At 42.2% G+C, this 22,037-nt stretch carries 19 protein-coding genes; 4 read left to right on the forward strand and 15 right to left on the reverse strand.

Annotated elements, in window-relative coordinates; genetic code table 11:
- Positions 1–96 precede the first annotated feature (96 nt).
- From hcaD to hcaE, 6 genes are all read right to left on the reverse strand, one after another.
- On the reverse strand, positions 97–1,341 hold the full coding sequence (gene hcaD / locus BLV99_RS00920; RefSeq protein WP_092686803.1) for a 3-phenylpropionate/cinnamic acid dioxygenase ferredoxin--NAD(+) reductase subunit: 1,245 nt from the start codon (positions 1,339–1,341) through the stop codon (positions 97–99).
- Between the two features lie 12 nt (positions 1,342–1,353).
- A complete protein-coding gene (locus BLV99_RS00925; protein WP_092686806.1) occupies positions 1,354–2,319 on the reverse strand; it encodes a 3-carboxyethylcatechol 2,3-dioxygenase in 966 nt (321 codons plus the stop codon).
- 198 nt (positions 2,320–2,517) lie between these two features.
- Positions 2,518–3,333, reverse strand: a complete 816-nt coding sequence (hcaB, locus tag BLV99_RS00930; protein WP_092686810.1) for a 3-phenylpropionate-dihydrodiol/cinnamic acid-dihydrodiol dehydrogenase — start codon at positions 3,331–3,333, stop codon at positions 2,518–2,520.
- Positions 3,334–3,335: 2 nt separating this feature from the next.
- Positions 3,336–3,662 carry a 3-phenylpropionate/cinnamic acid dioxygenase ferredoxin subunit gene (gene hcaC, locus BLV99_RS00935; protein WP_067722172.1) on the reverse strand — a complete coding sequence of 109 codons (327 nt, stop codon included), beginning with the start codon at positions 3,660–3,662 and terminating at the stop codon, positions 3,336–3,338.
- A complete protein-coding gene (hcaF, locus tag BLV99_RS00940) occupies positions 3,662–4,180 on the reverse strand; it encodes a 3-phenylpropionate/cinnamic acid dioxygenase subunit beta (protein WP_086183865.1) in 519 nt (172 codons plus the stop codon). Before hcaF ends, hcaC begins: the two co-directional genes overlap by 1 nt.
- A complete protein-coding gene (gene hcaE, locus BLV99_RS00945) occupies positions 4,177–5,544 on the reverse strand; it encodes a 3-phenylpropionate/cinnamic acid dioxygenase subunit alpha (protein ID WP_092686813.1) in 1,368 nt (455 codons plus the stop codon). Before hcaE ends, hcaF begins: the two co-directional genes overlap by 4 nt.
- A gap of 282 nt (positions 5,545–5,826) precedes the next feature.
- Here hcaE and hcaR point away from each other — a divergent pair, with 282 nt between their 5' ends.
- Positions 5,827–6,726: a DNA-binding transcriptional regulator HcaR gene (hcaR, locus tag BLV99_RS00950; protein ID WP_092686816.1), complete on the forward strand. Its 900-nt coding sequence runs from the start codon at positions 5,827–5,829 to the stop codon at positions 6,724–6,726.
- A gap of 291 nt (positions 6,727–7,017) precedes the next feature.
- Entirely contained in the window at positions 7,018–7,695 is a 678-nt protein-coding gene (locus BLV99_RS00955; RefSeq protein WP_086183868.1) for a DUF1345 domain-containing protein, read from the forward strand.
- 166 nt (positions 7,696–7,861) lie between these two features.
- Here the strand turns inward: BLV99_RS00955 and BLV99_RS00960 are convergent, their stop codons facing one another.
- The 9 genes from BLV99_RS00960 to BLV99_RS01000 form a co-directional block, all read right to left on the reverse strand.
- Positions 7,862–8,719, reverse strand: coding sequence for an alpha/beta fold hydrolase (locus tag BLV99_RS00960; RefSeq protein ID WP_086183869.1), 858 nt, complete (start codon positions 8,717–8,719; stop codon positions 7,862–7,864).
- A gap of 283 nt (positions 8,720–9,002) precedes the next feature.
- Positions 9,003–10,241, reverse strand: coding sequence for an OprD family outer membrane porin (locus BLV99_RS00965; protein ID WP_092686819.1), 1,239 nt, complete (start codon positions 10,239–10,241; stop codon positions 9,003–9,005).
- A gap of 810 nt (positions 10,242–11,051) precedes the next feature.
- Complete coding sequence (dmpG, locus tag BLV99_RS00970) at positions 11,052–12,071, reverse strand: 4-hydroxy-2-oxovalerate aldolase (RefSeq protein ID WP_092686822.1); 1,020 nt, start codon at positions 12,069–12,071, stop codon at positions 11,052–11,054.
- 11 nt (positions 12,072–12,082) lie between these two features.
- Positions 12,083–12,991 carry an acetaldehyde dehydrogenase (acetylating) gene (locus tag BLV99_RS00975; protein WP_092686826.1) on the reverse strand — a complete coding sequence of 303 codons (909 nt, stop codon included), beginning with the start codon at positions 12,989–12,991 and terminating at the stop codon, positions 12,083–12,085.
- 37 nt (positions 12,992–13,028) lie between these two features.
- Entirely contained in the window at positions 13,029–13,838 is an 810-nt protein-coding gene (locus tag BLV99_RS00980) for a fumarylacetoacetate hydrolase family protein (RefSeq protein ID WP_092686829.1), read from the reverse strand.
- Between the two features lie 736 nt (positions 13,839–14,574).
- A complete protein-coding gene (locus BLV99_RS00985; protein WP_092686832.1) occupies positions 14,575–15,180 on the reverse strand; it encodes a glutathione S-transferase family protein in 606 nt (201 codons plus the stop codon).
- 49 nt (positions 15,181–15,229) lie between these two features.
- Positions 15,230–15,943 carry a helix-turn-helix transcriptional regulator gene (locus BLV99_RS00990; RefSeq protein WP_092686835.1) on the reverse strand — a complete coding sequence of 238 codons (714 nt, stop codon included), beginning with the start codon at positions 15,941–15,943 and terminating at the stop codon, positions 15,230–15,232.
- 74 nt (positions 15,944–16,017) lie between these two features.
- On the reverse strand, positions 16,018–16,686 hold the full coding sequence (locus BLV99_RS00995) for an HAD-IA family hydrolase (RefSeq protein ID WP_092686839.1): 669 nt from the start codon (positions 16,684–16,686) through the stop codon (positions 16,018–16,020).
- 152 nt (positions 16,687–16,838) lie between these two features.
- Positions 16,839–17,774, reverse strand: coding sequence for an RluA family pseudouridine synthase (locus tag BLV99_RS01000; RefSeq protein WP_004649946.1), 936 nt, complete (start codon positions 17,772–17,774; stop codon positions 16,839–16,841).
- A gap of 370 nt (positions 17,775–18,144) precedes the next feature.
- Here BLV99_RS01000 and BLV99_RS18175 point away from each other — a divergent pair, with 370 nt between their 5' ends.
- Both BLV99_RS18175 and BLV99_RS01010 read left to right on the forward strand, forming a co-directional pair.
- Complete coding sequence (locus BLV99_RS18175) at positions 18,145–18,420, forward strand: hypothetical protein (protein WP_167356280.1); 276 nt, start codon at positions 18,145–18,147, stop codon at positions 18,418–18,420.
- A gap of 113 nt (positions 18,421–18,533) precedes the next feature.
- Positions 18,534–21,980: an Rne/Rng family ribonuclease gene (locus BLV99_RS01010; protein WP_092686842.1), complete on the forward strand. Its 3,447-nt coding sequence runs from the start codon at positions 18,534–18,536 to the stop codon at positions 21,978–21,980.
- Positions 21,981–22,037 lie beyond the last annotated feature (57 nt).

Genomic DNA, 22,037 nt, shown 5'->3' on the forward strand with positions numbered 1-22,037 from the left:
CAGATGAACGTTCCGGATGATAAACACAGCATTAAACATGCATAAAAAACAGCCCTGTGCTAAGCACAGGGCTGTTCAAAGATCGCGTTACAAACTTTAAGCAATTTTGCGTAAGTCTAGTGTGATATCCAAATGTTTTTCCATTTCAAATGCGGTATTTTTACTGATCATTTTTTTCAAATGACGCATTTCTTTGCCCGCATTGACGGTAATGCCTGCAACAATTTGACCGTCAGTCACACCGTACATCACGAATGAATTGTCTGCCCCCTTCGCTGTATCCATTTCACCACGGACGTGCCATTCAGCCGCTGCCATATCACCGACAAATTGGACATTAATATCCAGTTGATCAGTCCAGAACCATGCTGGATTGGCTTTAGGATGTTCAACGCCCATCACATGACGCGCAAAAATTCCCGCTTGCAGGTTGGCATTTTCCCAAGTTTCCACACGGCGGTGATGACCACAGTCACGTAATTGAGTGGCAACATCACCTGCGGCATAAATGTCTGAATTTGACGTTTGACAATCTTGATTGACTTTAATCGCGACGTCCACGTCTAAGCCAGCATCAATCGCCAGTTGCGCATTGGGTACAATGCCAATACCGTAAACCACAGCATCGGCACGAAGTTCTTCACCAGAAGCCAAAGTGACCACAATTTCTTCGCCATCCTGCTTTTGATCCAGTCGGCAATCAGCGATTTGCGTTGCAAGACGGACATCGACACCTTTAGCACGATGCTGTTCAAGCAAAAATTCACTCAGGATAAGCGGTGAACAACGCCCCATTACCATCGAACCCATTTCAATGACAGTCACAACACAATCTTTAAACCATGCGCTTGATGCGAGTTCCAAACCAATGACACCGCCCCCAATCAAGATGATACGGCGGCCCGATTGCAGCACAGGGACTAAGGCTTGAGAGTCTTCAAGGTTACGCAAGGTATAAACATGTTTACCCAAAGCATCAAAGTTTGGTAAACGGCGCGCAGCACCACCTGTTGTAAGCAATAATTTATCGTAAGCAATAACCTCACCATTTTTAAGCTCAATACTATGCGCATCGCTATTGATTTTCACTACGCCATTGCCGCGGATCACCTCAACATTGAGATCTGCTAGTTTTTGCTCTGACAAGATTTCAATTTTGGTATCGGAAGGGTTGAGGATCACATCTTTAGACAACGGTGGACGCTCATAAGGCAGATGTGTTTCGTCACCCACCAAAATGATTTTGCCTGCATACTTATTGGCACGAAGTTCTAAAATGGCGCTTGCACCAGCTTGACCAGCACCCACAATAACAATGCTTGCAATATTCGTTTGGCTCATGTCCGTCCTTCCTTAGTTTTTCAATTCTGCCGATACAATGCCAAAGCCAGCAATCCATTCACTAATTGCTTCATAGACTTGCGTGGTCATGTGGTATTCGCCCAATTCAGACAATGCGGCAAATGCGGCAATCCATGAACGAACCTCTTGACCACCACGACCACCATCGCGACGAATTTCGGCTTCAGTCATCGCCTCAATCGCTGCGAAATCGCCCTTCTTGAAAGTTTCAAGTAAGGCAATATCCCATTCAGCATTTAAAGGCACGGCAACAGAAGTATCCCCTGCTGCAAGCTTTTGACCGACTGCAATAATTTTGGCTTGACGTGCATGACGTGCTTCAGTAGATGGATTGCGCCCTGCAATTAGAAATTCTTCTACTTCAGGTGGAACTGAACCCATTTGCGGTGTAGGCGGATCATGTGACAATCCCCCTGTGCCTAAAATCAGTACGCGTTCATTTTCAAGGTTCAGTGATTTGATGAACTGACCAATGGCACGACCTAAAGCCACCGTACGTTTAGTGGTTGGCATTGGTGCTGCTGCACCATTAATAAAAATTGGAATGGTTGGATAACGATCCAGTTGACCATCGCATAGGAAATGCAAAGGTTGAGTCACACCATGGTCGGCCTGCATGCGGTAAGAGTAAGCAACATCGACCCCTTCATCCAAGACACGACGCACTAAATTAAGGGCTGTTTCTTCTGGCACATTAATCTTGTTATTCTCTGCACCATAATTCCAATCGCCTGCGGCTGTGGCACGAATACCGACGCAGAAACTTGGCATGAGGTCATAAAAAAAACCGTTAAAATGGTCGGGGCCGAAAGTAATAATTAAAGTTGGATCAAAGGCTTTAACTTCAGCCGCCATTTTTTCAAATGCAGCACGAACATTGGTTTCCTGTTCTACACGCTGTGGCGAAGCAAATTCCATGAGTGGGCTGTGTGAAGCGCAAATCAGTTTAACGGCCATATGTGACTCCGAAATAGCAGCAATGTCTGTACTTCTTAATCTCCCCTCTTACGGAATATATTCCTCATCTTTGAAAAGAGGGGAAACTTTCGAATATGAAATTTTGATTTAAATTCGAGATACTCCCTCCTTTTGAAAGGATGAGAACCACTGTTTCGCAAGGGGAGGATTTAATTTATGAATAGTTCAGTGAATAAATCACTCGTCAAAAAAACCTGCACGTGGCTGACGCAAACCGCGAATACCCAAACCACAATCCGCATTAATTAAAACACCCGTCAGGGTACGGTTATTAGCGCGAGATGCCAGTAACACATAAGAACCAGTCATATCTTCAGGTTCAGGTAAGAAACCCAATGGCATGCCGCGGCCAATTTTCTCAGGGTCACGCGCATCAAGTAGACCCAAGTTTTCCTGACCCAATGATGCAGCGCCTTTGATATTGACGTTCATACCTGATGGTGCAACCGCATTGACGCGTACTTTTGGTGCAAGCTCATAGGCCAATTCTTTCATGATGCCCACACCAGCATGTTTAGATGCGGTGTAGATTGGACCACCACCAGCGGAATACAGCGCAGAGTTAGACAAGGTGAAGATGATTGAACCTTCAGATTTGACTAACTCATCTAGCGCAGCTTTGGCACCCAAAATGAGTGATTTGGTATTAATGCCCATGATTTCATCAAAGGCTGTTTCCAACTGCTCGCCAGAGGTATTGACGATATCTGCGTAATGATCCCAAATACCAGCATTACCCACGAAGCAATCCAGCTTACCAAAACGCTCTACAGTGGCTTGAACAGCACGGACATTGTCTGCATAGTTGGCCACATCACCCGCAATTGCAAGAATACGGTCACCAAAGTGTTCTTGCAAAGCATCCACTTTAGCTTGTGAACGCTGAAGAACCGCAACCTGTGCGCCCTCTTGTAAAAAACGCTCAACCAAAGCCCAGCCTAAGCCTGAACCACCACCGGTAATGAGTGCAACTTCGCCTTGTAGCCAACCCATGATTACTCTCCTGCCATCTCTACGAACAATTGACCATCTTCAACAATCACTGGGAAGGTTTTGATTGGATCAGTTGCTGGTAGGCACAATGCCTCACCTGTTTTTAAGCAAAAACGTGCTGAATGCAATGGGCATTCAACTGTACCGTCATCTTCCAGATAACCTTCAGACATCGATGCATTACCATGTGAACAACGGTCATTCATGGCGAAGAATTCTCCGCCATTGTTGAACACTGCCAGTGCTTCAATACCGTTTACGCCGCAATCTACTTTTAGCGCTTCGCCTTCGTCTAATTCATCAACTTGGCAAACAAAAATCTTATTCATTAGAAGAACACACTCAGGTTATGTGAGTTATAGGTCACTTGATCTAAGGTAATTTTACGGTTGAAGATTTGGAAGCCGAGGCCACCTTCAACTTGACGTAATTTGTCGTGACGCTTACCGCAGTAGATGGTGACGTCTTTCTCTTTTTGGGTACGGTACAACAAGTACGTGACGTACACATCGTATTCACCGTCCACTTCTGTCGGCTCTACAATCACGTTCGACACCATATGTGTAGTACGTGATGGCGGCTCTTCAGCCCACGCCATGCCCGTTTCAAGACGTGCAACACGACGCTCTAAAAGATCTTTGCTATCGTTAAATACCCACGTGGTTGGCGGTTCAACTGAACGGCGGCGGTCACGGGTTTGTGCATTTGGTGTCGTGCGCAGCGTATAAGAAATATCTTCTGCCAATAGATCCAGCCAATCACGGAATTTCCAATCGTCCAGCGCTTTGCCTTCACGATAGAGGAACTGACTAATTTGATGATGAAGTTCTAAACTGATCTGACTCATTTCATTAGCTCCTTCTCATATTGCTCAGCAGCTTTTTCGACCTCTTCCCATGTTTCATGAATCAATAGATCTGCCCAACGGCGGTATAAGCCACGTGCCGCAGTTTCAGAGAAAATGTAGTTGGTAATCCCGGGGATACCATCTTCACGTTTCTTCTCGTTACCCAAGCCCATTTCCATAATCAGCTTGTTATTCCGCGCTTTATAACCGCGTAATACTTTTTGAATCTCAATCCAGTTTTCAGAGTCATCTTGCTCCAAGAAACCAGCAGGACCAAAGGCACGCGTTGCAGAACGCTCAAACGCTTCTTTCACTTCTTGCGACGCTTCAGCATCGGCAATACAGAATGCCCAGACTTCCGTTTTATTTGGCCCACGTGGGTGCCATACGCGAAGTGTTGCCGTACCGTTTAACCATGACATAGTGGGGAACATGTTGTTGTGACCCGCCAGACGCAATGCACGCGTTTCGCCTAGACGTTCTTTTACTTCGTCATAGGTTTCACGGAAGTAGTTCGCCACTTCACCATCTACCCAGACGTTTGCATCGGGCTTTTCAGTAAAGAAGAAACCTGAACCATGGCCACGTGAACCGTACTGGATCGCGTCTTTCGCCGTTTCCCATACTGGACGCGCTGTTTGTGCAGCACCTAATTTTTTAGAAGACTCATCATCTGGTTTTGCACCCAACACTTGGATGGCTGATGCGTGAGAGAACAAGGCATGATATTGGTCAGATGCAAACTGTTCCGCTGCAAATTTCCAGTTACATTCAATTTCCCACTTATGCACACCACCAATGATCTCAGTCCCGCCCGGACGACGATCCACCACACCATCCAAATACCAAGCAATATCGCCCATATATTCGATTAAATCAGGTGTGGTTTCATCCCAGCAGCCAAAGATTAAGCCTTTGTAAGACTCAACACGATTCACTTCAACCAGACCCCATTTCTCTTTGCATGCACCTTGTGGGAATGCACGATCTTCTAATGGAATGTCTTTGAGTGAACCATCAACACCGTAAGACCAACCGTGGTATGGACAAGTAAATGCACGTGTATTACCACAGTCTGCAAAGCTCACACGCATAGAGCGGTGACGGCATTGGTTTAAAAATGCTTTGATTGAGCCGTCTTTTTGACGTGCCACAATAATCGGGTCTTCACCCATATAGGTATTGAAAAAGTCGCCCGCTTTAGGAATTTGGCTTTCATGACAAAGGAATAACCAAGTACGACCAAAAACGCGTTCAAGCTCTAATTCATATAAATCTGGATCGGTATAAATATATGGCGAGATACGTCCATTTTGTGCATCGACCAAAGCGTCAATTTCGCGCACATCAATTTTTCCACTCATGAAAAGCTCTCCTGTGACGTACTCAGTCACAAAGTAAATAGACTCAACTTTTAGTGGATGATGGTTTTTTCACAGCGTTTAGTGAAATATTTTTTTTGTTTCAATTAAGATATTTTATGGATTATTCGTAGCGTTTTTTTCTTATATTGAAATGGTCATGAAAAACTAAAAACCATTTATTTTCTAAATAGCAGAATCATCTTCACGGCATAGTTGTTTATAGATTATACTCACCCCAAATTATAGTAAGACATTTTTTGGATTACTCATTGGACTAGTTATATGGAATTACGACACCTAAGATATTTTATCACCGTTGCAGAAGAACTGAATTTTAGTAAAGCTGCGTTAAAGCTTTATACCGCGCAACCCTCTTTAAGTCAGCAAATTAAAGACCTCGAAGAAGATGTCGGTGTAAAGCTATTATATCGCACCAAGCGTAAAGTTGAACTGACGGAAGAAGGTGCCGTATTTCTAGAACAAGCTCGCCTCACATTGGCTCAAGCAGACAAAGCCATTGCTATGGCACGCCAAGTCCTACAAGCCAAACAGCAAATGTTGCGGATTGGTTTTGTGCCCGTAGCCGAGATGAAAATCTTTCCTTATGTATTACCCAATTTACGGGTACAAAATTCAGATTTAAAAATTGAATTGCTTAGTCTCAATAATACTGAGCAAATGAAGCTGTTAAAGAAAGGCGATCTGGATGTCACTTTTACCCGTCAAAATTTAAACAGTGATGAAATCGAAAGCTTATTTGTACTTCGAGAACCGCTGATTTTTATTTTGCCGGAAAATCATCCTTTAGCAAAATATGAACGAATTCCAGTGAAAGCATTGAATGGTGTTGATTTTATTATTCCTGCTGCGGAACAGTCTTTGACGCTACATAATACCATTCTAGAGTTTGCCAAAAGCAATGGTATTGAATTTAATATTGTACAAAAAGCCGATAATATCTTGTTTAATATCAACTCGATCGGCATGGGTTTAGGTTGCACCATCTTACCCGGCTACGTTGCACCATTGACCATGAAAAATACAGTCATTCGTGCCTTAGATATTGAACTGCCGTATTTGGACTTGTATGTCAGTTACCACAAAAACAGTAGTTCAGTCGCCGTTCATAAATTTGTTGAATTACTCACCCACGTGTTTTATCTCAATATCAATCGTGATTAAACAAACCATTTCCCCACTTTCTTTTTTAAATTGAGCACACCATTATTTTTTTGATAAATAATGGTGTCTTTTTTTGCCTATTTTTCTATTGATTTTGTACCATGAAGACTTAAGTCTTAGACTATTTATTGATGATAAAGTCTGTTTCGATGGGAAATAACGCATAACTTTTTCTTCGCTCATGCATAAAAATATCTCATAATCAAAAAATTACAACTTAAGTCTAATAAACACACTGCGGTATTGATAAAAAATGTATTGATAAAAATAGGCATAGATCTAGAGAGCATTATGAAAATACACTCATTGCATCGAATCAAAATAGGCGTTCAATACCATCCTTATTTTTTTATCATCTTTCCATCCATCGCAGTGCTGTATTATTTTTTACAATGGCTGACCCCGTGGCATTGGTCGAGCTGTCTTTTAATCAGTTGGAATATTTCAATTTATCACTATTTATTCTTAACCATAAAAAAATTATGGCACACAGATCATGCCCATATCTTACAGCGCGCACTACAACAAGATGCCAGTAAATGGATCATTTTACTGCTGGTGATCATGACCTTAATTATGTGCTTTATTGCCATTATTATTGAAATTAATCATTTACCCGCAGACCCTGCCATTCGAACAGGACACTTAATTTTATCTATTCTGACCATTATTTCGGCTTGGTTTTTTATGCATACCATCTTTGCAATTCATTATGCACATGACTTTTATTTGGCATTGGAAAAACATCAAGAGGGTGGCTTAGATTTTCCCAAATCGCCGCAACCAACCTATCCCGACTTTTTATATTTTAGTTATGTGATTGGCACGTCGGCTCAAACGGCGGATGTCTCGGTGACTAGCCAATCGATGCGTGTATTGAACACTTTGCACCTGATTTTGGCATATGGATTTAACACCACGATTTTGGCCATCAGTATTAATGTCGCAGCCAGTTTTATTATGGCTTAAAGCCAAACCTATACCCTCACCCCAAATAACTCGCATCAAGACATGTTGTCTACTAAACAAATGGAGCTGTACAAATCGTTGATCGACATAGACTTCGTCTGAGAATCTAAGCAATAAAAAAGGATGGCAAAAGCCACCCTGTTTTTTATCACTGAATTAAAGCAGATTACACGCCGCGCGCCGTTAAATAATCTTTAATCACGGTATTAAATTCTTCCGCTTTTTCAACTTGAGACCAATGACCACATTGACTGAAAATATGTGCATCTGCATGTGGAACAATGTTTAAGATATCCCATGAACGAGACACCGGAATCACCACGTCTTGTACACCATGAATCAGTAAAACTGGAACAGTAATGTCTTTCATTTTGTCAAAGTCGAGTGGGAACTCAAAACGGTCACGATCACGCGCGCCAACAACGTCCATTAGACGATCCGATGCATAGTCATTTTTGGCAGAATCAAAACGGACTTTAACCAATTCATCCGTAATCAAATCTTTGTTCACCACAAACATCGACAAGGTTTGCTTGATGCCTTCTTCTGTTAGAACTGGATTTGCATGGGCTTTTAGTGCCGCTGTTTGTTTTGCACCTCCAGTCCCCATAGATACGATACCGAGCACACGTTCAGGGTAATCCAAAACCATTTGGAATGCTAACCAACCGCCCAATGAGTTACCCACCACCCAAGTTTTTTCAATGCCCAAAGCATCTAAAGTACGGATGGCATGATCGACCCAAGCACGAATACCATAAGCCGTGTTTGGCGCAACAACGGATTGACCATAACCAATGGTGTCGATTGCGATACAACGGGCTTGTTCAGCAATTTGTGGCAAGTTCAACCACCAGTTTGCCGCAGCAGAGACGCCTGTACCCGAACCATGCAAGAAAAGAATAGGTGTACCTTCACCCATTTCATGATAATGCGTTAACTCACCTTCCGCAGTTTCAATCCACTTATCTTCTAAACCAAAAAATGAATCTGTTGTATATTCAGGGATTTGGACAGTGCTCATACATACTCCTCATGCAGCATTGATACGTGTTTGATTGACTCAATGACACGCTGAATGATAATAAATTCGACAATTTTACAGCCTAATATTACATGTTCATCAAGCACAAACTGATACTTAATAACGATGATAAACTACAAAAAAACGATAATTTAAGTATTTGTTTTTAATATATTTAAAATAAATTCATCGCCACAATTCAGCTTAAGTATTTCAAGCTCAATATGCTAAAACTCAAAAAAAAGAGCGACTGATCAACAGCCGTTCTTTTTCCATCAAATGATTAGAATTTATAGGTATAGGTTGTCGCAACACGATACTCTTTTAAGTCCGTTTTCCAGTCAAAATCAGCATCAATATACATCCCTTGAACGCCTAAACCTTTGAACTTACCCTCTGGAATGGTGTAATTCACAATCAGATTAATTTCATCCGATTTTTGCGCTTGTTTACCCGCTACATCAGCATCAGAACCCGTGAAATAAACCGCTGTAGCATTTAAGCCTTTCGCACCCAATGCAGAGAAATCATAAGCATAAGTAAAGCCCCATGATTTTTCATTCACATTGGTAAATGTCGCTACGCCCCAGTTCACTAAATAAGGTTGTGGCACCCAACCGCCAATGGTTGGGAATGCATTTTGACCAAACATCTGTTGATAGCCCAAAGCAAAGGTATGTGCGCCATGATTAACTTTAGCGCCTACAGATAGCGCCTGATTATCAATGTTTCCATACAATTGATCACCAGATTCTGAGTTATCGAAATAACGAATATGGCTGTCTAATTTTGCCTTTGCACCTAATGTGGTTTTGTAATTCACACCGACATAATGCTGTTGGTAAATATCTTGCACATCGGCATACCAATAGCTTGCACCAATATTTTTATTAAATTGATGATCAATACCGGCAATGTACATTCCATCTGCTTCTGCACCATGATCATAGGCAGGCGGTGCAAATTTCGTTAATTCGCGGAATTGGTTGTCATAACGGTTGTTAATACCATCAATATAGGCCAAGGTTAACTTGGTATCTTTGATTTCTTTCGATTCTAACCATGCACCGCTATATGTGGTCAGCAACTGACGCGATGGGTCAAAAACCAAGACAGGTGAAACAGGTAAAATTTCACCGACTTTCAATTCAGTTTGCGACACTTTGGCTTTTAAAGTTGCCCCTACTTTACCAAAATCACGCGCTTGCTTTTCTCCGTCATGCGGTAAAACCCAATCTGGATTTTTATCCCGACCATTCAAGCGTACAGCATGTTGAACCAAGATGTCAGCGCCCACTTTTATAGCACCTAAATCGGCATAACCAGACTTAGCATCTAAAGTCACGGCTTGAGACCAACTGCCCCAGTTGTTTTGTGGAAGATCGGCATACTGACGATCTAGATAGAAGTTTTTAAATTTTAATTGGACTTGGCTATCGTCGATAAATTCTGCATTCGTTGCAGTTGTACCTAGTGTTGCCGCAGCAGCACAGATTGCTATCCATAGTGTTTGACGATGCATGGCTAAATTCCCAGTGATCAAATTAAGCTATAACACCATCATGCTGAACAATTCTGAGTTGCGAAATCCGACTACAGTATTAAGCTTTAATGCGTTGAGCGCATGCTTACGATTTTCTGAATCTATATGCCAAGCTGGTTTAGAACTTAAAGCAATAAGATATTTTGCAGATATTTGATGCAACGCCCTATAAGCTATTGTTCACAGGCTTATTTTTATAAAAAAACAAAGATATTTACGCCAAACCAAAACAACTGATCGCTTTTAAGTTTAACTGCGCTTTTCCACCCGCTAAATATTTGAAAAAACTAATATCACTGGCATATGGCATGATATTTTTTATCTATTAATTTTTTGTATTTTTCTAAACAATGAAACACTTTTTGCATTAAAAAAAGCAGATGACCACCCACCCTTCATATCACCCAATAAAAAGCACCTCTAAAAGGTAATGCCAGTCAGTTAAGGGTTTTAGAAATAAAGTCCTTAGTTTTTAGTTGTTCATGACGGAGTCTTATATTTTTAAATCAAATACTTGGAGCTCATCTATTACTTTGGATAAGCCCAAAGTAATCAAAGGCATTGTCATCCGCAAAACTCGCCAAATACCTTTTATTGATTAATAAATCGCAGAAACTGTATTTTTCCAAAGTAGTGTTGCCTCGAACAGTTACGGATGACGTTTCCGCGTATCGAATAACATCATGAAGTTAAAAAATAAAATGCCAGTCAATTTCTAAACGGACTGGCATTACCTATAAAAGGTGCTTTTTTCACTGAAAAATCAGTACGACAACGAAGCTTAAAATTCTAAGCTTGCAGTACTTTGGCTTTCGACATGGTCAATGCCAAATCTTCAATCATGTCTTCTTGACCACCCACTGTACCGCGGCGACCCAATTCCATTAAGATTTCACGTGCAGACACACCATATTTGGCTTCAGCACGTTTCGCGAATAACAAGAATGATGAGTAAACGCCTGCATAACCTAAAGTTGCTGCATCACGATCAGCACGAATCGGGTTCAACATCATAGGAATCACAAGATCTTCAGCAACATCCTGAACTTTAAACAAATCAACCCCTGTATCCATTCCCATGCGATTCGCAACGGCAATGAATAACTCCAGTGGTGTATTCCCTGCACCCGCACCTAAACCAGCAGAAGCCAAGTCAACCCGTATCGCGCCCGCTTGAACAGCAGCTACAGTATTGGCAACACCCATACCTAAGTTATGATGACCATGGAAGCCCAGTTCAATACTCGGGTCAAGACTGTCACGCAAACAAGCAACACGATCCGTTACATCTTGTGGCAACATATAACCCGCGGAGTCAGTCACATAAATACAGTTCGCACCGTAAGACACCATTTTTTTCGCTTCTTCAAGCAATTGAGCCGGTGTTGCCATGTGAGCCAACATTAAGAAACCGACTGTATCCATCTCTAACTGACGTGCAGCCGTGATGTGCTGTTCGGAACAGTCCGCTTCTGTACAGTGCGTTGCCACACGAATGGTTGAAACACCAATTTCATGTGCCATTTTCAAATGGTCAACCGTACCAATCCCAGGTAAAAGAAGTGCCGAGACTTTCGCATTCTTCATCCGTGGCACAACCGCAGACAAATACTCCTCATCTGTTGCCGCAGCAAAACCGTAGTTCACCGATGAACCACCAAGGCCATCACCGTGTGTCACTTCAATTAAAGGTACGCCTGCATCATCAAGGGCGGTTGAAATCGCAATCATTTGCTCAACAGTCGTTTGATGGCGCTGTGGGTGCATACCATCACGCAAAGTCATATCATGAACAATAATCTTAGACATGTGGTTGCTCCTTATACCGCTTCAATGGTTGCTTGTTGTGCAATTAAACGCTCTGCAAACATTTCCGCAGTGCGTGCAGCTGCCGCTGTCATAATATCGAGGTTACCGGCATATTTAGGCAAGTAATCGCCTAAACCTTCAACTTCTAAATACATAGAAACGCGGTTGTCATCAAAGACTGGACCATTTACCAGTTTATAACCTGGTACATATTTTTGAACCTCGGAAATCATGGCATGCACTGATGCAGTAATTGCCGCCTGATCTGGTTCACCTTCAACGAGGCAATGAACCGTATCACGCATCATGAGTGGTGGCTCAGCAGGATTGATAATGATGATCGCTTTACCCGCTTTCGCGCCGCCAACTTTCTCAATCGCACCCGCAGTGGTACGGGTAAATTCATCAATGTTTTTACGTGTGCCCGGACCTACAGATTTAGTCGATACCGTTGCGATGATTTCACCATAGCTCACAGGCTGAACACGTGAAACGGCAGCTACCATCGGAATCGTGGCTTGACCACCACAGGTCACCATGTTGACGTTTGGCAATTCACCTTGTTCAAGCAATGCAGCAAGATTTACTGGTGGTACGCAAAATGGTCCAACCGCTGCCGGTGTTAAATCAATCATCTGTACGCCAAGTTCATTTAACTTGCGGCTGTTTTCAGCATGCACATAGGCAGAGGTTGCATCAAATGCAATTTGAATGTTGTCTGCCAATACATGTGGCAATAAACCATCAACGCCTTCTGCTGTGGTTTTTAGACCCATGCTCGCAGCACGAGCCAAACCCTCAGACGTTGGGTCAATTCCCACCATCCAGACAGGTTCTAACCATTCGCTACGTTGCAGTTTGTAAAGCAAATCTGTGCCGATATTACCCGGACCAATCAATGCACATTTAATCTTTTTCATGAATGTACTCTCTAAAATTCCGATTTATACAAAAACATTATTCAGCAGCGAAAGCGGCAACCACTGAACCAAAGCCTTCAATCTCAACTTTGAATTCGTCACCTGGGTTTGCAACAACCATTGGGCCAAGCGCACCTGTAAGAATGATGTCACCTGCCAAGAGTGGACGACCACGACGTACCATTTCGTCAGCCAACCACACTGCGGCATTTAAAGGGTTTGCCAAACATGCTTTGCCCACACCTTGAGAGACAACTTCGTCACCACGCGTCATCACCATTTTGCAATTCACAAGGTCTAGGTTTTCCAGTTTCACTGGACGTGAGCCTAAAACATAAGCCGCAGATGAAGCATTATCTGCAACCGTATCAATCAGGGAAATTTTCCAATTTTCGATACGACTATCGACCACTTCTATAGCGGGCAATGCATAGTCAGTCGCACTGATAATGTCTGCGTAAGTGTGTTTTTCTTGGGTTAAATCTTGATGAATGATGAGTGCAATTTCAGCTTCAACTTTCGGTTGAATGAGTAACCCCGCAGGAATGGCTTCACCATCACCATAGGCCATATCGGCAAACAACATCCCAAAATCAGGTTGATTTACCCCAAGTTGCGCTTGTACAACTTTTGAAGTCAAACCAATCTTGCGTCCAACCAAACGACGCCCTTCAGCAAGCGCACGCTGGGTATTCACTTCTTGAGCGGCATAGGCGATATCGACATCGGCACTTTCACCCCCCAATTGTGGGCGAATAGGTGCAACCGCAACTTTTGACAGTTCAGCTTCTCTAAGCGCTAAAGCAACGGATTCAACACTCGTTTCAACAACAGCAGAATTCGACATCAATGTTTCCTTAAACTGCAAAAATGGACTTATACTGTTTTAGATAAAAAATGATTGAGTAAGATTTAAAACTCGGATCGATTAGATCAATTGCGACAGACGAGCTGTATCTGATCATCTATAAAACGCGTATATGTATAAACAGTTTAAGCATCGGAAAAATGGCGACTTTACGCCAATACTTATTTTATTTTTTACAATAGTTAGAACCTATAAATCTTTTTTTTGTTTTATCAATCAAAATAAACAGCGTAGAAAAATCAAAGCGAAAAATGATCCAATCATTCAGAATTTAGTTTTGTATATTTTGATTAAACTTTTCATCTACGACTAAAAGATAATAAGCGTGAAGTTTATTTGTATAAATCTACAACAAAAAATAAGCCTCTTTCATAAGCAATACCAGTCAGCCAAGGAGTTTTGTAATAAATTTCTTAGCTTTTTAGTTCTTCACAACGGAGTCTTATATTTTTAAATCAAATACTTGGAGCTCATCTATTACTTTGGATAAGCCCAAAGTAATCAAAGGCATTTGTCATCCGCAAAACTCGTCAAATTCCTTTTACTAATTAATAAATCGCAGAAACCTTACTTTTTTAAAATAGTTTTGCCTCGAACAGTTGCGGATGACATTTCCGCATATCGAATAACATCATGAATTTAAAATAAAAAAACCAGTCAATTTCTTAACTGACTGGCATTACTTTCATAAGAGGCTTATTTAAGTAAAATGATTTTATGCGGCAAATAAAGCAGGATTATTCTTTAAACTTTCACGTTGTTGTATAGCTAAAACATAGCGCTCAATCGCAGGATGGGGCTGTAATAGATTCATTTTTAATTGCCACATGATCATTGCCCCTAAACTGATATCGGCTGCCGTAAACTGTGAACCACATAAATACGGGCTTGCTTGCTCCAAGCCTTGAATCAACGCCTGATAGGTATCTTGATAATCACCATAACCCATAAACATTTTTTGTTCAGGTGCCACTTGAACTTTTAAATGTTCATTGTCAGAGGCTGCTGCAAAAGGTCCTGCACCAAAGAACAACCAACGGTAATATAAACCTCTTTTCGGATCATCAAGTGCAGGAGCTAACCCTTTTTCAGAGAATTTATCTGCCAAATACGCACAAATGGCATCTAGCTCATAAATCACCACATCGCCATCGACTAAAACAGGCACTTTGCCAAAAGGGTTTAATTTTAGAAATTCTGCTGATTTCATTTCTGTACCATATGCAACTTCTATGCGCTCAACCTCAATCCCCAAATCAAGAATGAGCCAATCCACGACAACACCACGAGATTGCGTATTGGTATATAAAGTTAAAGCCATTGTTCTATCCTCTGTGTTTATTGTTTTTTGAGCATAGAACTTGGCTGTGTCAGTTTTTGTCAGTAGTGCTTTGTGAAGCTTCTGAATTTGAAAATTCTTTTTGACACCATTGGTGAAATAAATGACGTTTAAATTCGGGGTAGATTTGCTCAGTGATGGTTAGCACTTGAATTCGATCTAAACGGAAATTTCTAAAATCTGCACGAAGTTCACACCATGCAGCCAACAACATTTTGTCGTTAAAATATCCCAATGCAAAAGGCCATAATTGCCTGTGTGAAATCTGTTTCTGCTCATCAATATAATTAATCTGAATTTTAGTTTGTAAACGAATTGCGATACGAACTTGTTCAACAATGGTTTGATTAACCTCAATCCATGAATGAATTGATTTTAGATAAGTATCATTTAAAAATTCTTGTTTTCTTTGTGGCAAAACTGCTTTAAATTTGCTTAATACCGAATGTGAGGCCTGCTGTAATGCTTGATCAGGAATAGATTTAGCCCATTGTAATGCAAGATACATCGCTTCAATTTCTGATTCATCCAAACTCATGGGAGGAAGGAGAAAGTTCTCTTTCAATTGAAATCCTAAACCTGTACTGCCCTCAATATTGACTCCTTGATCACGTAAACTTTCAATATCTCGATAAACACTTCGCACACTGATTTGCAAATGTTCAGCCAAACGTTGTGCAGTGACAGGATAACGCTGTTCACGCAGATGCTGTAATAAATGAAGTAATCGAATGGAACGACTCATATGTTATTTTCTTGTTATTCAAAATTAAATTGAGGCGCATATCCTTATACACCTTGAAAAATGATCAACTTTGCTTAAGCCACATCGGAAGCATTCACTTGCTGATTTAAAAATTGATCTAAACTCGCCACATCATCTGCAATGGTTAAAGGGTTAAACGTTTGCAATACAGCTGGCGTATGTACGCCATAACTCACCCCTACTCTGGGCATGGCAATATTCCGCGCCATTTCTAAATCATAAGAGGTATCTCCAACCATAATCGCCTGTTCAGCTTTTACCCCTGTGAAAGCTAGAATTTCAGCCAACATCAGTGGATCAGGTTTAGACTTGGTTTCACTTGCCGCACGCGTAATCTCAAACAAATCATGACTATTGGTTTGAGCCAGCACACGATCCAAACCTCTACGGCTTTTACCCGTCGCCACCGCAAGCTGAACGCCCTGATTTTTGAGTCCATACAACATTTCAGCAATGCCAGCAAACCAAGCATCACCCGTTGAATGGGCAACATAATGATCGCCATAACACTTCAAAAGATCAGTATGTAATTCAGGCACTGTAGGAAATAAAACTTGAGCCACTTCTGGTAAACCTAAACCGATAATACTTTTTGCCGCTTCAGGGGTCAGGGGTTGCTCAAATTGCTGCGCTGCAAACAGTAGACTTGCCACAATCTGCCCCACTGAATCAAACAAAGTGCCATCCCAATCAAAGACAATCAGTTCTACAGGTTTATTCATTTCGCTCTCATTATTTCAATTTTTTCATGAATCAAAACAGTTGCTACTCGTTCGGTGGCATGAATGCCGCCATTGAGCAAGCAGTACAAGGATGTGCTGCTTGCTCAATAAAAGATTTTTGTTACTTTTGCTCTTTCAAAAGTGAGCAACAATTATTTAGACTGCGCGCGGAGCTGTGCCACCAAATTCTGCATATCTTCAGGCAAAGGTGCTTCAATTGTAGGATAACCCGGAATTTCTAAACGCAAGGCATGCAAACACAAACGACGTGCCGCAGGGCCTTTATATTCAGTTTCATGGCCGTATTTATCATCACCAATTAAAGGATGACCAATACTTAAACCGTGCACACGAATTTGATGTGTGCGTCCCGAAAGCGGTGAAGCATAAACCAAAGTACCATGACGGAAACGCTCTGCGACATTCCACTGCGTTTGACTTGGCTTACCTTCTTTAGATACGCGTACGCGACGCTCACCATTGGCCAATTCATAACGGTGTAAAGGCGCATCAATCAGTTGTTTATCCAAACTGACCTGACCTTTCACAATAGCGGCATAGGTTTTTTTAATTTTATGTTCACGCAGTAAATCTTGCAGAGTTTTAAGCGTACTACGTTTTTTACTGATCATCACTAAACCAGACGTATCACGGTCAATACGATGAATCAGCTCTAAATATTTTTTACCTGTGGCTGCACGCAAACCTTCAATCAAGCCATAGGCCACACCACTGCCACCATGCACGGCAATGCCCGAAGGTTTATTCACAATCATCAAGCCTTCATCTTCATAAATCACACGGCTGAGTAAGCTTTGTGCAACTTTATCTGACACAGGTGCAGCCGTTTCGTCTTTAGGTTCATAACGAATCGGTGCCACACGAATTTGATCGCCAATTGCCAGTTTGGTTTCAGCTTTAATGCGCTTTTTATTGACCCGAACTTGCCCTTCACGCATCAAGCGATAAATCCGACTTTTAGGCACACCTTTGAGCCTAGAAAATAGAAAATTATCGATACGTTGACCCGATTGATGCTCGTCCACTTCAAACCAAGTGACACTTTGCCATTCTTGCGTAGAATTCATACAGTTACGATGACCCAAAAAAATACTAAAATTGATTAAAAACTGATCACTTAGGCTATGCTTTACACAAGAAATTTAAGCTTAGCCCATAGGCAGATGATGCAAGGTTTGATATAGTCAGCGCACGGATACCACCGTTAGTGTGAAAAAATTTAATTACTTCAATATTTTTGAAGCTAAACATTAAATTTCACAACTCATACTAAATACGGAAAGGTCCCTAAAGAATATGCCGACGCCGAAGGCTTATTATATCGGCAAAAAAGCAAACTGTTGCGTTTAATTGTACTTAATGTACATAAATCAGTTTGCCCCAAAAATATGTCGCCAACTTTGAGTTGGTTTTTAAACGTAAACTGATACACATCAAATGAGTCGCAACCTGAAGTCGCATTCAGGCTACAACGTTGATGCATTGGATCTGCACATAAAGCAAAGATACGATGATAATTCCGTATCAAGACGCTCTATCTTAAACGAAGGGATGATCTTCAAGCTACGTGACAGTGAAAGTTACTCACATCCAATGCACCGTTTATCCGCCAGTGAATCCGTTCAGGTGACTTTAATCGTTGAAAGATTGAAGCCGTATTGCCATCATCAATACGTGAATCAAAAACCGAAGCCGAACAAAAAAGGCCGGTAAAAAAGCTCAGACCACAGGTGTTATTTTGAGATCTGAGTGTTGATCCGTAATATGTGATGTTCGCTACGTGAATAGCGATGTTTTGTTGTGTATCACTATTAGGTGTTATACCCATGAAACGTATGTTGATTAATGCAACACATGCCGAAGAGATTCGCGTTGCACTTGTCACGGGTCAGCGTCTTTACGATTTTGATTTAGAAAATCGTACCCGTGAACAAAAAAAATCCAATATCTATAAAGGTCACGTGACTCGCGTCGAGCCTTCATTAGAAGCTGTTTTTGTTGAGTATGGTGCAGGTCGTCAAGGCTTCCTCTCTATGCGTGAAATCGCAAACTCATACTACCAAGCAGATCCACGTCAAACTTCAAATATCCGTGAATTGATCACTGAAGGCACTGAGCTTTTGGTTCAAGTGGAAAAAGAAGAACGTGGTAATAAAGGGGCTGCCCTTTCGACCTTTATTTCACTGGCTGGACGTTATTTGGTACTTATGCCAAACAATCCAAAAGGTGGCGGTATTAGTCGTCAAATTTCAGGTTCAGTTCGTGAAGAATTGAAAGAAATGTTGGCATCACTTAATACACCGCGTGGCATGAGCGTGATTGTCCGTACCGCTGGTATTGGTCGCTCTCAAGAAGAATTACAACTTGATTTACAGCACTTGCTTGACCTTTGGGCGCAAATCCAAAGCACTGCAAGCTCTGGTCCATCACCAATGTTGGTGCATCAAGAAGCGGGTGTGGTCACACGTGCGATTCGTGACTATTTACGTGACGATGTTGCTGAAATTTTAATTGACTCTGAACAAGCCTATAACGAAGCGTATAACTTTGTTAAAGCCGTAATGCCGCGTCAGTTAGAAAAGTTAAAAACTTATACTTTAAATGAGCCTTTATTTGCTCACTTCGGTATCGAAAGTCAAATTCAGACTGCCTATGAACGTGAAGTCAAACTTCCTTCTGGTGGTTCAATCGTCATCGACCAAACCGAAGCTTTAGTGTCTATCGACATTAACTCGGCAAAATCGACACGTGGTCACGATGTTGAAGACACGGCTTTAAATACCAATTTAGAAGCAGCTGAAGAAATTGCGCGTCAACTGCGTTTACGTGATATCGGTGGTTTAGTGGTGATCGATTTTATCGACATGACCAAAGACCGCAATCAGCGTATGGTTGAAGCCAAACTTCGTGAAGCAACGCAAAGCGACCGTGCCCGTATCCAATTCGGTCAATTGTCTCGTTTTGGCTTAATGGAAATGAGTCGCCAACGCTTACGCCCTTCTTTAGAAGAAGCAACAGGTTACGTTTGCCCACGCTGTCATGGCACAGGCATGGTGCGTGACTTACGTTCTCTTTCCCTTTCGATTATGCGTAAAGTAGAAGAAATTGCGCTACGTGAACGTCATGGTGAAGTTCAAGTTGAAGTGCCTGTTGAAATTGCAGCATTCTTATTGAATGAAAAGCGTCACAGCCTCGTTTACCTAGAACAAACTTCAAATGTACGTGTGACTGTTTTACCACACCCACATTTAGAAACGCCGCATTATGAAATTACGTATAATGCTGAAGGTTTTGCACCAACCAGCTATGAACGTACCGAAGCAACACGTTCAAGTGAAAAAGAGTTGGGTTACGAATCATCTGAATGGCATTTAGAAGATGGGCAACAAGCTCAAGCTGCACCGCAAGCTCAGCAGCAAGACAAAAACCAGAACAACAAGCAACAACGTCGTCCACAACAAGCTGCTCAAGAAACACAGCAACAACAGCCAACTCAAGTTGCACCTGTTGCTCAAGCTTCAGCAAGCCCATGTGCATGGTTAGAAAACTTGTTTGTGCAAAAGCAAGCGAAAACTGTTGATCAAGCCCGTTCGGCAAACAATGCTGCCGCAGCCATTGAACAAATGGTCAATGGTGGTGCTGTGAGTCGTGGTCAATTTGGTCAAGTGGGTCAAGTTACAACGGCTGCACCTGTTCAAAGCGCACCAGTTGCAACTGCAAACAGCAATGCTTACTTAACGCCAAATACACCTGTGGCACATAAACAGGAACAGCGTGAAGTTGCCGATAAGTATTCTGATAAAGAAGAAAAAACGCAACGTCACAATAAAAAACGCGTTAACAAGCCAAAAGAGCAACGCGAACAAGTTCAGCATGACAATCCACAAAACCAAGTGCATGAAGAAATTGTTCAAGTCTCTCGTCAGGAACAACGCCAAGAACAGCGTCAGGAACAACGTCAAGATCCGCGTGAAAATAAACGCCCGACTCGACGTCAACATCCAGAACAACAAAATGCTGAAGTTCAACTCGAGCAAAATGCTGTTCCACGCCGTGACCGTAATAATCAACAACGTCCAAACCGCCCAAATCGTCACCGCGATCAAAGCGTATTGAACGAGCAAACACCTCAACCAGCGGTTGCTGCTGCTCCTGTTGTAAATGAGCAACAACCAAAAGTCGAAGTGATTGATACACCGCGTCAAGAGGTTATGCCAACAGCATTAGTCATTAATGTCGATCAAGCGAAAAGCGAAATCATTGCATTAAACTCGGCGCCTGTTGTGGTTGAAACGCCTGTTGCACCAATGGCACCTGTCGCTGTGGCAGAAACCAAAGCCGCGGTAACAGAAAAACCAGTGGTTGTGAAGGAAGAGAAGCCTGTAACAGCGACTAAACCGCAAGAGTCACATAAACCACGTTCTGCTGATCGACGTGCAAGTAACGACCCACGCATGCGTAGTCGCCAAAAACGTGAAAATCAAGCGAAACAACAAGCTCCTGCTGCAAAGTTGAATCCATCACAGGTTCCAACCTTGAGCCAATATACCGTGGGCAGTTTAATTCGCCATGTATATGGTGAGGATTGTTCAGTACTGATCGAGCAGTTTGGTTTAATCCCAACCTTCAATCGTGCATTGGTGAAATTCACTGAGCAATATGCTGCGACTATCGTGCATCAGGCAACTGAAGCAGAAACAGCACAGCCTGTTACACGTGATGTTGCGGTAACGAAAGCGGCTCCAGAAGCTGAACCAGCACCGGTATTGGACTTAACACCGCCTACAGCTATTTCAGATAAGCGTGTTGCCAATGATCCACGTGAACGTCGTCGTTTAGCAAAACTTGCAGCGGAACAAGCTTTAGAGCAAGCAAAGCAAGCACATAGCGAACCTGAAGCAAGCAAAGATGTGGCGACCATCGCACCTGAGGTGGTGGTTGAAACAGCTCCTGTTGAAATCGAGCCTGTGACAGAACAAGTCACAGTAATCGAAGACGTCGCAGTCGTGGATGAACCTAAAGTCGCTGCTGAACCTACGCCTAAAGCTGAGAAACCAGCGCCTATGGCAAAAGTAATAGAGCCTAAGACTGTTGAAGCAAAGCCTGCACAAGCTGAAACAGCTGTAGAGGTTGCGCAAGATGTACAGGCACTAGCAGAGCCAAAAACGGATGCGAACAAAGACGAAATGGAAGATGATGAAGACAAACCCATCCGCCCTCGTCGTCCTCGTGGTCGTCCACCAAAGAAAGTAACGCCTGCAAATGAGTCATAATTCGCTCTAATGCAGCAAAATAAAAAAACCTAGTCATTTCGGTGACTAGGTTTTTTT

Source organism: Acinetobacter kyonggiensis, from assembly GCF_900107285.1.
Classification (GTDB): domain Bacteria; phylum Pseudomonadota; class Gammaproteobacteria; order Pseudomonadales; family Moraxellaceae; genus Acinetobacter; species Acinetobacter kyonggiensis.